The organism is Arsenicicoccus bolidensis DSM 15745 (assembly GCF_000426385.1).
Lineage (GTDB): Bacteria > Actinomycetota > Actinomycetes > Actinomycetales > Dermatophilaceae > Arsenicicoccus > Arsenicicoccus bolidensis.
Map to the genome: position 1 here is coordinate 1 of NZ_AUFG01000065.1, position 11,867 is coordinate 11,867.

The 11,867-nt window shown below is 71.2% G+C and carries 16 protein-coding genes and 1 pseudogene; 9 read left to right on the top strand and 8 right to left on the bottom strand.

Going from position 1 to position 11,867, the window contains the following annotated elements:
- Positions 1 to 187: pseudogene (locus K313_RS23755) on the bottom strand (IS21 family transposase); the annotation flags it as partial.
- Positions 188 to 338: 151 nt separating this feature from the next.
- On the opposite strand from K313_RS23755, the gene K313_RS0118760 reads away from it, so the two are divergent.
- The 3 genes from K313_RS0118760 (at position 339) to K313_RS0118770 (ending at position 2,713) form a co-directional block, all read left to right on the top strand.
- Complete coding sequence (locus K313_RS0118760; RefSeq protein WP_051274226.1) at positions 339 to 1,538, top strand: multidrug effflux MFS transporter; 1,200 nt, start codon at positions 339 to 341, stop codon at positions 1,536 to 1,538.
- A gap of 74 nt (positions 1,539 to 1,612) precedes the next feature.
- Entirely contained in the window at positions 1,613 to 2,224 is a 612-nt protein-coding gene (locus K313_RS0118765) for a maleylpyruvate isomerase family mycothiol-dependent enzyme (RefSeq protein WP_029212920.1), read from the top strand.
- Between the two features lie 147 nt (positions 2,225 to 2,371).
- On the top strand, positions 2,372 to 2,713 hold the full coding sequence (locus K313_RS0118770; RefSeq protein ID WP_029212921.1) for a DUF2200 domain-containing protein: 342 nt from the start codon (positions 2,372 to 2,374) through the stop codon (positions 2,711 to 2,713).
- A gap of 75 nt (positions 2,714 to 2,788) precedes the next feature.
- Here K313_RS0118770 and K313_RS0118775 read toward each other — a convergent pair whose 3' ends face one another.
- Positions 2,789 to 3,178, bottom strand: coding sequence for a hypothetical protein (locus K313_RS0118775; RefSeq protein ID WP_029212922.1), 390 nt, complete (start codon positions 3,176 to 3,178; stop codon positions 2,789 to 2,791).
- A gap of 31 nt (positions 3,179 to 3,209) precedes the next feature.
- Positions 3,210 to 3,821 carry a nitroreductase/quinone reductase family protein gene (locus K313_RS21790; protein WP_029212923.1) on the bottom strand — a complete coding sequence of 204 codons (612 nt, stop codon included), beginning with the start codon at positions 3,819 to 3,821 and terminating at the stop codon, positions 3,210 to 3,212.
- Between the two features lie 38 nt (positions 3,822 to 3,859).
- On the opposite strand from K313_RS21790, the gene K313_RS21795 reads away from it, so the two are divergent.
- The 4 genes from K313_RS21795 to K313_RS21800 are packed head-to-tail and all read left to right on the top strand — an operon-like array spanning position 3,860 to position 6,333.
- Complete coding sequence (locus K313_RS21795; RefSeq protein WP_029212924.1) at positions 3,860 to 4,513, top strand: TetR/AcrR family transcriptional regulator; 654 nt, start codon at positions 3,860 to 3,862, stop codon at positions 4,511 to 4,513.
- Between the two features lie 4 nt (positions 4,514 to 4,517).
- The gene (locus tag K313_RS0118790; RefSeq protein WP_029212925.1) at positions 4,518 to 5,339 is read left to right on the top strand and encodes a PhzF family phenazine biosynthesis protein; all 822 of its coding nucleotides are present in this window, start codon (positions 4,518 to 4,520) and stop codon (positions 5,337 to 5,339) included.
- Positions 5,336 to 5,911: a putative immunity protein gene (locus K313_RS0118795; RefSeq protein WP_029212926.1), complete on the top strand. Its 576-nt coding sequence runs from the start codon at positions 5,336 to 5,338 to the stop codon at positions 5,909 to 5,911. The genes K313_RS0118790 and K313_RS0118795 overlap by 4 nt, the downstream gene beginning before the upstream one ends.
- Positions 5,908 to 6,333: a putative immunity protein gene (locus tag K313_RS21800; protein ID WP_338021340.1), complete on the top strand. Its 426-nt coding sequence runs from the start codon at positions 5,908 to 5,910 to the stop codon at positions 6,331 to 6,333. Before K313_RS0118795 ends, K313_RS21800 begins: the two co-directional genes overlap by 4 nt.
- Before the next feature lie 147 nt (positions 6,334 to 6,480).
- Here K313_RS21800 and K313_RS0118805 read toward each other — a convergent pair whose 3' ends face one another.
- The 3 genes from K313_RS0118805 to K313_RS0118815 form a co-directional block, all read right to left on the bottom strand.
- The gene (locus K313_RS0118805) at positions 6,481 to 7,359 is read right to left on the bottom strand and encodes an aldo/keto reductase (RefSeq protein WP_029212927.1); all 879 of its coding nucleotides are present in this window, start codon (positions 7,357 to 7,359) and stop codon (positions 6,481 to 6,483) included.
- Between the two features lie 127 nt (positions 7,360 to 7,486).
- Entirely contained in the window at positions 7,487 to 7,633 is a 147-nt protein-coding gene (locus tag K313_RS24325) for a hypothetical protein (RefSeq protein WP_205621906.1), read from the bottom strand.
- A 319-nt stretch (positions 7,634 to 7,952) separates the two neighbouring features.
- The gene (locus tag K313_RS0118815; RefSeq protein WP_029212928.1) at positions 7,953 to 8,819 is read right to left on the bottom strand and encodes a LysR family transcriptional regulator; all 867 of its coding nucleotides are present in this window, start codon (positions 8,817 to 8,819) and stop codon (positions 7,953 to 7,955) included.
- A gap of 79 nt (positions 8,820 to 8,898) precedes the next feature.
- Between K313_RS0118815 and K313_RS0118820 the strand changes: the two genes are divergently transcribed.
- Complete coding sequence (locus K313_RS0118820; protein ID WP_051274227.1) at positions 8,899 to 9,813, top strand: EamA family transporter; 915 nt, start codon at positions 8,899 to 8,901, stop codon at positions 9,811 to 9,813.
- On the top strand, positions 9,810 to 10,445 hold the full coding sequence (locus K313_RS0118825; protein ID WP_029212930.1) for an NAD(P)-dependent oxidoreductase: 636 nt from the start codon (positions 9,810 to 9,812) through the stop codon (positions 10,443 to 10,445). The genes K313_RS0118820 and K313_RS0118825 overlap by 4 nt, the downstream gene beginning before the upstream one ends.
- A gap of 14 nt (positions 10,446 to 10,459) precedes the next feature.
- Here the strand turns inward: K313_RS0118825 and K313_RS0118830 are convergent, their stop codons facing one another.
- Positions 10,460 to 10,972, bottom strand: coding sequence for a DinB family protein (locus tag K313_RS0118830; RefSeq protein ID WP_029212931.1), 513 nt, complete (start codon positions 10,970 to 10,972; stop codon positions 10,460 to 10,462).
- 42 nt (positions 10,973 to 11,014) lie between these two features.
- A complete protein-coding gene (locus K313_RS0118835) occupies positions 11,015 to 11,563 on the bottom strand; it encodes a YciI family protein (RefSeq protein WP_029212932.1) in 549 nt (182 codons plus the stop codon).
- Positions 11,564 to 11,867 lie beyond the last annotated feature (304 nt).

The window sequence follows — 11,867 nt, forward strand, 5'->3', positions numbered from 1 at the left end:
CCCGGATCGTGGCCTCATGCGAGCCCAGCACCGGCGCCGCCCGCTCGGGGACCTTCCTGGTGGGTGGGACTGCGTCGGCCAACGCCGCGCGGACGGTGCGTCGGTGGACCTTGTGCTTGGCCGCGAGCGCGCGAATCGACATGCCTTCATCGCGGGCGTCCCGTCGGATACGTTCGAACTGCTCCACTCTCGATCTCTCCTTCAACCCCATGGCCTCTCGTACTCGTCTTTGGCGGACAAGTACGGAACCTACGGGTCTGGTCGGGTCGAGGGTGGGGCCAAATCAAGCCATCACTACGCCTCCAAGTGGGGCCACTTCAGACTGGCACACTCACACCGTGCCGCTGCTGCTCATCTTCGGTGCGCTGGCGGGGCTCTCGCCGCTCGCGACCGACATGTACCTCGCGGCCTTCCCGCAGATGTCGCGCGACCTGGCGGCGCCCGCCTCGATGATCCAGCTGACGCTGTCGGCGTTCATGGTGGGGCTGGGGGTGGGGCAGCTCGTCATCGGGCCGTTGTCAGACCAGATCGGCCGCAGGAGACCGCTGCTCGTCGGGTCGCTGATCTGCTTCGTCGCCAGCCTCGGCTGCACGCTCGCGCCGACGGTCGAGCTCCTGGTGGCGTGCCGCTTCGTCATGGGGTTCAGCGGCGCGGCCGGGGTCGTCATCGCGCGCTCGATGATCTCCGACCTGAGCGAGGGCGACGAGACCACCCGCTTCATGAACTACATGATGATGATCACGGGGGTGTCGCCGGTGCTCGCGCCGTCCCTCGGCGGCGTCGTGCTGGCGCTGGGCGACTGGCGGCTGGTCTTCACGGTGATCACGGTCGCGACGGCGGTGCTGGCGCTGGCCGTGTTCTTCGTCGTCCCGGAGTCGCTGCCGCCCGCGGCCCGGCACTCGGGAGGTGTGCGCCAGGTCTTCACGGGGATCGCGACGATGGTCCGCCGCCCTCGATACCTCGGCTTCGCGCTGGCCGGTGTCGCCTCCTTCGGCACGCTGTTCGCCTACGTCTCCGGCTCGACCTATGTCCTGCAGAATCGCCTGGGGCTCAGCGAGACCCAGTACGTCATCGCCTTCGCCGTCAACGCCGCCGGCATGCTGCTGGCGACCGCTCTGGCCAACGCCCTGCTGCGCAGGTTCACCTCGGCCCAGATCGTCCTGTGCGCCCAGGCCGTGGTGGCGCTGTCCGCCCTGGCGCTGCTCGCCCTGTCCGTCAGCGGCGTGAGCCTGGTCCCCGTGCTGGTCCTGCTCTTCGTGTGCGTCGCGGGTCAGGGGCTGATCTTTGGCAACACGTCCGCTCTCGCCCTGGACGTCGGCCGCGACCACGCCGGCACGAGCTCGGCGCTGATGGGGGCGGCGCAGTTCGCCGTCGGCGGCTTCGTCTCCCCGCTCGTGGGGCTCGGCGGCGACCAGGCCGTGCTGCCCATGGCTCTGTGCATGGCCGTCTGTGCCCTGCTCTCGCTCCTGATCTTTGCGGCCACCCACCGAGGGACGAGCGCACCGAGCCGTATGACGCCCGCCGCCGCCTCGCGGTGACCCCGCCTGCCGGGGGCGGACGGCATACGGTCGGGGCCCTTGTCGCCGCCGGGCGAGGGCGTCAGGCTGGGTCCATGACCGACACCTGGGCCCTGGTCCACGCCGAGCGCCACGCTCTGGTCGACGACCTGGCCACGCTGGATCCGGTTGCGTGGGAGACGGATTCGGCGGCGGAGGGGTGGACCGTCCACGACGTGGCGGCGCACCTCGTCGACAACGCCAAGGCCACGCCGCTCGGACTCGTGATGGCACTGGTGCGGGCGAGGTTCGACTTCGACCGGCAGAACGCCGACGGCATCGCCGCGGAGCGTGGCGCCACGCCGTCGGAGACGCTCGAACGGTTACGGCACGTCGCCGACCGCACGAGCGGGCCGCCCGTCGCGCTGGCCAGCCGCCTCGTCGAGGAGATCGCGCACGGCGAGGACATCCGACGGCCACTCGGCATCGCTCGCGCCTATCCGCCCGAAGCCGTCTGTGCCGCCATCGACTACCAGATCAGGACGTCCGAGTCCTTCGGCGGCGCAAAGAAGCTCGCCGGCCGCGTGCGCCTCGTGGCAAACGACGCCGACAGCGCCGTGGGCCGGGGGCCAGAGGTGCACGGACCTGCGCTCGAGCTGCTGATGGTCGCGAGCGGTCGCCGCTGGCGCGAGGGCTTGCTCTCCGGCCCGGGGGTACCGCTGATCTGACCCGCGTCAGCTGTTGAACCGCGTCAGCCGTCGGAGCGGGCGCCGTTCCCCACCGCATCGTCAACGGGTGGAGAAGGCCACCGACAGCGGTGGTGTTCTCCACCCGATCGCGCCGGTGCGTGGAGGGAACGGATACTCTCCGGGACCATGAGCCGCATCTTCACCACCAGCGTCGCGTCGGTCTACCCCCACTACGTCACGAAGGTGGAGAAGAAGGGGCGGACCAAGGCCGAGCTCGACCAGGTCATCCGGTGGCTGACGGGGTTCGACGATGCCGAGCTGGCCCAGCACCTGGAGTCGGGCACGACCTTCGAGGACTTCTTCGCCGACGCCCGCCTCAACCCCAGCACGTCGCTGATCAAGGGAGTGGTGTGCGGCGTCCGGGTCGAGGACGTCGAGGACCCGCTCATGCGGCAGATCCGCTACCTCGACAAGCTCGTCGACGAGCTGGCCAAGGGCAAGGCGATGGACAAGGTCCTGCGCGCCTGAGCTCGGCGCCGCTACTGGTCGAGGTTGAGCGCAGGGGTGAGACCGGCCCGCGACGGCGACAGCCCGACCGCTCACTCACCCGCAGTCGTCGCACCGTCCCGAGCTCGGCAGCTGCACGAAGTGCACGGGGCAGATCGATGCCGGCTCGTCTCGTCGGGGGCTGTTAGGCCCTCTGAACTGGGCGTTCGACAGGTCCACCCCTGATCGTCCGCCATCCCACTTCTCCGCCTCGTCCGGCGCGAACGCGTCTCGAAACTCCAGGTATCCGGCGGCGATCTTCATCACTCGACGACCCTGCCCGTCCACGCACCAGATGTATCCCCCCGACGGGGGCGAGACATAGGTGACGACCCCCAGACGGTCGAGGTTCTCTTCGATGACTCGTACGTCCGTGTGGGACCACCTGTCGTTCCACGCGAGCACCTGCTGCCGCGTGTAGGTCTTGACCCGCTGCTCCTCCGACACGTCCGCTCCTCAGCTCGTGAGACTCCTGCTCCTACTCTGCCCTGTGGACCGGCGCCGAGAGCCCGGCTAGCTCGACGCGGACCGACAGGAGCTCGGCCCCGAGGAATCGCACCATCGCGGCGTTGAGCCATCGCACGGGGTTCCAGCCGGCCATCCAGCGCTGACGGGCCAGGGGGTCGTCGGTGGGCTCGAGGTGGGCGATGCCGTCGACCCAGCGGCGCCGCCCCGCCTCTCGGAGCCGCAGCCGTACGCGGGGGTCGGCCGCGATGTTGCGGACGTACCCGGCGCGGCGACCGTGCTCGGCCACGAGCCACACCCGGCCTCCGTCGCGCGCGACGCCCACCGGGGTCGCGCGCGCCTCCCCCGACCGCCGCCCCCGGGTCTCGAGGAGCGTGACGCCGAGCGGGTTGAGACCGAGCCGCAGCAGGCCCCGGACCAGCGGGTTGACGACCCAGCGCTGCAGCCGTCGCACGGCCGCGACCTTGAGGCCGGGGCGCAGGAGGGTCAGGACGACGTTGACGGCGCCGAGGAGGGTGACGCCGACGGGCAACGCCACGCCCGGCCAGGCGCGACGGTCCACGGCATAGATCGCCCAGGTCAGGGCGATGACGATGATCGTTCCGCTCAGGATGGCCCGCGTCATACGACCGTATGAATTCATACAACCGTATGATACGGGGCATGGAGAAGGCGTCAACCAGGACCGAACGGCTGGCCGAGGTGATGGTCGAGCTCGTCGCCGAGGGCGGCCTCGAGGCCCTCAGCGTCCGCGCCGTCGCCCAGCGCGGCGACGTGTCGATCGGGACCGTGCAATACCACTTCCCGACCAAGGAGGCGATGCTCGAGCAGGCCTTCCGGCAGGTGGTGGGTCGGGTGTCGCGGCGAGCGCTGGCGACCCAGGAGCAGGACCCCGTCTCGCGCCTCGTCGCCACGCTGCACCAGCTGCTCCCCCTCGATGACGAACGGCTCGTCGAGGCACGGGTGGTCATGGCCTTCTCCGCGGCGGCTGCCGTCCACCCCGGCCTGGCCGCCGTGCAGGAGGAGGTGCTGCGGGACGTCCTGGCCGCACTCGCGCGATGCTTCGCCCAGGACCGCGGCGCGACCACGACGAACGACCAGGACCGGACCAGGGCACGGGTCGCCCTCGCGACGACCGACGGCCTGGCCCTGCACGCGATCAGCGCACCCGGGACGCTGAGCCGCCGTGAGCTGAGCGCCTGCGTCGACGAGCTGGTGAGCGGCCTGGTCAGCGGGCCGGCCCGCACGCCGACCCCCGCGCCGCTCGGCGACGAGACCGGCCGGACAGGACGTGGCGACGCTCCCGGAGGACAATGACCGCATGATGCGACGGTTCCTCGAGGTCGACGTGTTCAGCTCCGGCCGGCTCACCGGCAACCCGCTCGCCGTGGTCGCCGACGCGGACGAGCTCACCACCGAGCAGATGCAGCGCCTCGCGGCGTGGACGAACTTCTCGGAGACGACCTACCTGCTGGCACCGACGGATCCGGAGGCCGACTACCGCATCCGGATCTTCACCCCCCGGCAGGAGTACCCCTTTGCCGGGCACCCGACGATCGGCTCGGCCCGCGCCTGGCTGGAGCTCGGCGGCGTCCCCAGGACGCCAGGTCGGCTGATCCAGGAGTGTGCGGCGGGGCTGGTGCCGGTGCGGCTGGAGGAGGACCGGCTCGCCTTCGCGACGCCGCCGCGGACGCGCACGGGGCCGCTGCCCGACGACGACGTGGCACGGATGGCAACGATGCTCGCGATCGACCCGGCCGAGATCGTCGCCCACGCCTGGGGCGTCAACGGACCCGAGTGGCGGCTGGTCCAGTTGCGCGACGCCGACGCGGTCCGCGCCCTGCGTCCCTCCGCGGATCGCGCCGGGCTGCACATCGGGGTCGTCGGACTCGAGGCCCCTGGAGGCGAGTGCGCCTACGAGGTGAGGGGTTTCGGGCCGACATACGAGGACCCGGTCACCGGCAGCCTCAACGGCGCGCTCGCGCAGTGGCTCCGCGAGCGCGGGGAGGTGCCGGAGTCGTATGTCGTCGCGCAGGGCAGCCAGATCGGTCGCCGCGGACGGGTGCACGTGCACGACGACGGCGAGCACGTGTGGATCGGCGGCGACACGATCGTCGTCGTCGACGGCCGGCTGGCGATGTGACGCCCTCTCGCACACCGGACTTCGAGCTCACGACGGCCGAGCTGCGAGAGGTGACCAGGTTCGCGGCGACGGCAGCCGAGCGGGCCTTGCCGATCCATGAGGCGGACCGGCCGGACGACCCGCGTCCGCGCGAGGCGCTCGACGCAGCATGGGAGTTCGCGAACGGCGCTCCTCGCTCCAGGGCGCAACGCGTGACCGGCCCGGCCGCCCACCGCTCCGCCAAGGACGCCGGATCGGCGGCCGCAGCGCACGCAGCGATGGCCGCGGGCGATGCCGCCGCCTCTGCCTACCTCCACCCCCTCGCCGACGCCGCCCAGGTGGGGCACATCCTGCGAGCCCCGGCCCACGCCATCTGCGCGTTCGAGCAGCGTGGGGGCACGGCGAGCGACGTCGGCGGCGAACCCGTCACCGTCGAGTCGGTCGTGCGGTCCGCCACTCCCCTGCTCGTCGCGGTGCTGCGTCGCTATCCCAGGACCGGCCCGGAGAGCACCCCCGTCGCGCGGGTCGTGCACCAGCTGGACGCCGCGCTGCGCGAGGACGCCGAGGGCTCAGAGCACGGTGAGAGTCCGTGATCCTCCCCCGAGTTCGCGACCCGAGCATGGTGACGACGCGCCGCGGCGGCACCCTCACCGACGAGGACCACCAGCTCCTCGCCCTGTGGGCGGCGACCTGCGCCGAGCGCGTCCTGCCCCTCTTCGAGCACGAACGGCCCGACGACCGGCGACCGCGTGAGGCCATCGAGGCGGCGCGGCGATGGGCTCGCGGAGAGGTGCCGATGATGCAGGCCCGCGCCGTCGGAGGCCACGCCATGGGGGCCGCCCGCCCGCTCACCGGCGCAGCCCGCTTCGCCGCGTATGCCGCCGGCCAGGCCGCCTGCGTCGGTCACGTCGCCGAGCACGACCTCGGGGCGGCGGCCTACGCCATCAAGGGCGATTCGCGCCGCGGAGCCGCACGACCCGGGCGCCGCCCGCGCCGAGCGGGACTGGCAGCGTGACCAGCTCCCGCCACAGGTGCGGCAGCTCGTCCTCGACGACCAGGTGCGCCGCGACGACATCTGCTGGCACGCCTTCGCCGACTGAGGCCACACGAGGCGCGTCCGGGCTTCGCTGGTCCTTCCTCGTCTCCGTCGATGCGCGGCGGGTCAGGCCTCGGGGATGTCGCGCCCGAAGCTCTCCAGGGTGATGTCCTCCGGCTCGGGGCCACCGCGCCGACCGGTGTCGAGGGCGTCGATGGCGGCGAGCGCGTCCGCGCTCAGCTCGATGTCGAAGACGTCGATGTTCTCGGCGATGCGGTGCGGCTTGGTCGACTTGGGGATGACCGAGCGGCCCTGCTGCAGGTGCCAGCGCAGCATCACCTGTGCCGGGGACTTGTCGTGCGCCTGCGCGATGCGGCCGATGGTGGGGTCGTCGAGGGTGCTGCCCTGGCTGCCGTCGCGATAGAAGGTGATGCCGCCGATCGGTGACCACGCCTGCGTCAGGATGCCGCGCTCGGCACCGAACGCCTGGACCTCGCGCTGCTGGAAGTAGGGGTGCACCTCGATCTGGTTCACGGCCGGCACCACGCCGGCCTGCTCGAGGAGGCGGTCGAGGTGCTCGACCATGAAGTTGCTGACGCCGATGGCGCGGACCTTGCCCTGCTCGAGCATGGTCTCCAGGGCTCGGTACGCCTCGAGGGTCTTGTCGAACTCCGACGGCAGCGCCTGGTGGAGGATGAGCAGGTCGATCTGGTCGATGCCGAGCTTGCCGGCGCTCTTGTCGAAGCCGTGGAGGGTCTGGTCGTAGCCGTAGTCGCTGATCCAGATCTTGGTCTCGACGAACACCTCGCCGCGGTCGACCCCGGAGGCGGCGATGGCCTGGCCGACCTCACGCTCGTTGCCGTAGGCAGCGGCGGTGTCGATGTGCCGGTAGCCGGAGCTCAGGGCTGCCTGGACGGCGTCGCGTGTCTCCTCCGGCGGCGTCTGGAACACCCCGAGCCCCAGGGCGGGCATCTTGACGCCGTTGTTCAGCTTCAGCTGGTCCATGATGTCCTCTTCATGCTCGTGCCTGGGCCGCACGACCCGTGCGGCCGGCGCCGCGCCCGCGCTGCACCCGGTGCGGATCGATCCTGGCGCACCGGCATGACGGAACCACCGCGAGGCCCCTTCGCCGTCAGGGCCGGCGCACGCACCGCTCGAGGGCGGCGTAGCCGGCGGGCTCCCACGTCGGCTTGCCGCCGGGCCGACCGAGACGGCCGTTGACGCCGATCATGATCAGCACCAACGCGCGCAGCACCGCCCATCCCCTCGCGCGCGTCACGGTGGCGTCGTCGACGCGGCCGTACGCCTGGACGAAGCCGCGAGCAGCGTTGTCGGGCAGCAGGACCCAGGCGGCCGCGAGGTCGCAGGCCGGGTCTCCCGTCCGGCCCGGGCGCAGCCGCCGTCAGCTCGCGACGGTTGGGGCGGACGCCGCGGTCACGCTCGTCGGTGAGAGCCACCGCGCACGGCTACGCGATCGCCACCCCTTCGAAGCGGTGAGATCTCACCACCCTGTTTGTCGACGTACGACCAGGTGCCGGTGCGGAGGAAGAGCGACGTGACCTGAGGAGGGCCGATGCGGCGCGCTGTCGCTATCCGAGTCATCCGCTCACGATTCTCACGAAGGCCCGAGCCGCCGGCGTGGGGTTGAAGCCACTCCAGGCGAGGTACTCGACGCGGGTCGGTCCGTCGGTCACGGGGACGGTGACCACGTCGATGCCGACGGGGACGACGGCGGCCGACAGGAGGGCGACAGCCAGGCCCCGCTCGACCAGCCCGCACATGAGGTCGATCGCCATGGCCTCGAAGGCGACCTCGCGCTGGAGGCCGGCTGCTCGAATGGCGAGGTCGGACTGGGCCCGACCTCCCGTGCCTGACGGGAAGTCCACGAACGGGTCATCGACAAGGTCGCGAAGCCGCAGACGTCGGCGGCCCGCCAGTCGGTGCGAGCCTGGCAGGACGGCGACCAGCCGCTCGCGGGACAGCTCACGCGTGACCACCCCGTCGTGCCTCACAGCATCGGGCAGCCCGAGGAAGGCGACGTCCAGCCGTCCGGCGACGATCTCGGTGACGAAGTCGTCGCTGCCCCCGGCATGCAGACGGATCCTCACGGCCGGGTGGATGGCATTAAACGCGGCCAGCACCGCAGGTATGTCGACCGCCGCGACCGTGGGGATGACCCCGATCGTCAGGGCGCCGCGGACCTGCCCGTCTGCCGCCGCGGCGTCCACGACCGCGCGGTCGGCGGCACGCAGGCTCGCCCGGGCAGCGACGATGAAAGCCTCCCCCGCTGCAGTGACCTCGACCCTGCGCGAGGTCCGCGCGAACAGGCTCACGCCGAGCTCTTGCTCGAGCGCCTTGACCTGGTGGCTGAGGGCCGACTGCACGACGAAGCACCTCTCGGCGGCGCGTGTGAAGCTGCGCTCCTCGGCGACGGCCACGACATACCGCATCTGCTGCAGCTCCATCCATCCATCATCCCTGCTCATCACTGGCATGACAACCATGTGTTGGACTCATGGATGGGCAGACCCGCACGCTGGGGACATGCCCACGACGACCCGATCCGCCACACCCACCCGTGCCGCGCCCGTCAACGTCGGTTGGATCGCGCTGACCGCCCTCGCGCCTGCGGTGTGGGGCACGACATACATCGTCACGACCCACCTGCTACCCGCGGGACACCCGTTGTTCGCCGGGCTCGTGCGCACCCTCCCTCCGGGACTCGTCGCCCTCGCACTGGCGCGCCACCTGCCCCGTGGGTCGTGGTGGTGGAAGAGCTTTGTGCTCGGCGGACTGAACATGGCGGCGTTCTTCCCTTTGCTGTTCGTCACAGCCCAGCGCCTGCCTGGTGGTGTCGCGGCCACGCTCGGAGCGATTCAGCCGATCGTCGTTGCGCTGCTCGCCGTGGTGTTCCTGCACGAGGTCCTGTCGGCTCGGCGCGTTGGGTGGGGTCTGGTCGGGATGATCGGCGTCAGCCTCGTCGTCCTCGGACCAGCCGCCTCGCTGGACCCGATCGGCGTCTTCGCGGGCATGGGTGGAGCAGCGTCGATGGCGACCGGCGTCGTCCTGACGAAGAAGTGGGGACGCCCGGACGATGTCTCGGCCCTGGGGCTCGCCGGGTGGCAGCTCACCGCCGCCGGCATCCTCCTGCTCCTGCCTGCCCTACTCATCGACGGCGTCCCACCAGACATCGACGCGCCTGCCCTGGCCGGGTACGCCTGGCTCGGGATCGTTGGTGCGCTGCTGAGCTACAGCATCTGGTTCGCCGGCATCCGGCACCTGCCTGTCACACCCACCGCCCTCCTGGGGCTCCTGTCGCCCCTCGTGGCCGCTCTGCTGGGCGCTGTGGTCGGCGGAGAGTCCCTGACCCCGACCCAGCTCATCGGCTTCGCCGTCGCTCTCACCGCTCTCGTGCTCGGCCAGCTTCCCTCTCCCTCACCACGAAAGGACATGTCATGAGAATCGCCGTCTTCGGTGCCACCGGCATGGCCGGCTCCGCCATCGTCGACGAGGCGTCGTCGCGGGCGCACGACGTCGTGGCCGTGGCCCGCCGAGCGCCGTCCGGGGCGCTGCGCTCCCACGCAGTGCTGCCTCTCGACGTCGCTGACAACTCGGCGCTCATACCAGTGCTGCACGGTGTCGACGCGGCCGTGCTGGCGATCCGGTTCCCACCGGGCGACGAACATCGACTCGCACCGGCTACTGCCCGGTTCCTGGACGCCGCATCTCGGGCGGCCACTTCGGTCCTCGTGGTCGGCGGGTCAGCCCCGTTGTGGTCACCCAGGGCGGCCCACACCCGGGTCATCGACGATCCGGCATACGTTCCGCCGGAATGGCGGGACGTCGCGCAGGCCAGCCTTGACCAGCTCGAGAGCTGTCGGCAGCACCCGTATGACGGGTGGGCCTACCTCAGCCCACCGGCCGTCTTCGAGCGCGGCGACCGCAGCGGCGTGTACCAGCGCGGGACGGCGACCCTGCTGCAGGATGCTCACGGCAGGTCACGCATCACGGCACCGGACCTTGCCATCGCCGTCCTTGACGAGCTCGAGAACCCGCGCGGCGAAAAGCACTTCACGGTCGCGTCCGCCTAGTCTGGACCACTCGTTCAGTGTCGTGCTGCGAGGATCTGCTCGCGGAGGATCTCCGCGTGACCGACGTGCTGCGCCGTCTCGCGGATGCAGTGCGTCAGGATCCAACCCAGGGTCATCGGCCCGAACCGGTGACCCGTGATGACCTCGTCCAGCGCGCGCCCCGAGATCGCTTGCCGGGAGCGGGCGCACGCCTCCGCGTGGGCGTGTCGGACCGACTCCACCGAGTCCCGGTCCTGCAGCAGGAAGCTCTCGGCCGGTGTGGCGGGGAGGCCGAGCTCGGCGCGCGTGGACCCCAGGAGCAGCTCGGTGAACCAGATCGTCTCCACGAGCGTGAGGTGCTTGACCAGCCCGAGGACGGTGGTCGGCGAGAGGACCAGCGATCGCCGTGCCTCCTCGTCGGTCAGACCGTCGAGCACCGCCGTGGCGGCCGCCCGGTGCTCGTCGAGGAAGGTCGTCAGCATGATCCGCTGATCGGCCTGGCCGACGCCGAACGACGGCGGCAGATCGGGACGCGCGGCGTCGGGCATGACGCCACCGTACGCGGATCCGCCGGCACCGCACAGGGCCTGCTAGCCCCGTCGACCGCCGAACGCCCAGCCGTGCACCTCGATCCCGACGTGGACACCGCCACCCAGCACCCCGCGGGCCTCGGCCCGGTCCTTGGCCGCCAGCAGCGCCACGACGCCGAGCTCCTGGCGACCGTCGTCGGAGAGCAGCGGCCCGTAGGCCACGAGATCGCCACCAGGAGCGGCGAGCTCGCTGACGGGACGCGGCGCTCGCGCGAATCCCAGCACCAGGTAGAGGTTCTCGCTGCGGTGGTCACCGACATACGACCGCATCGTCCGCCCGAGCACGTTGTGCCAGCGCCTCACCAGCACGTCGCGAGAGGCGCCCGCCTGGTAGCCGGGCTCCTCGAAGGCGAAGGCCCACGCCGCGGCGGCATCGGGGAGGTCCACGATGTGCACGCTGCCGCTCAACGTGCCCTCCTGGTCGAAGGTCGGACCGCGGGCGACGAAGCGGCCGTCGAACCGGTCCATGTAGGACCAGTGCTCCTCGACCATGCTCACGCGAAGCTGCTCGGCGCCGACCCGGTCGCGATGGAAGCAGAAGAAGTCCATGCGTCCCAGCCTGCCCCTGAGGTCAAGCGGCAGTGGGACGGCGGCGCGGGATCAGGGCGAGCAGGACGCCGACCACGATCCAGGCCGCGAGCACGACCCACGCGCGGGTCGCCCCCGCACCGTCGAAGTACGCCGCAGACCGTACCGCCGTCGCCGCCGCGCCGACGGGGAGGTACTGACCGATCTGGCCCCACTGAACCGCCCCGGGTTCAGTGGAGAGTCGGGCGTTCTTCCTCGACGGTTGTCGGGGAAGGGTTCTGGGCAGCGTAGTAGGTCTGCTCGAGCTCCAGCGGGGTGGCGTCGT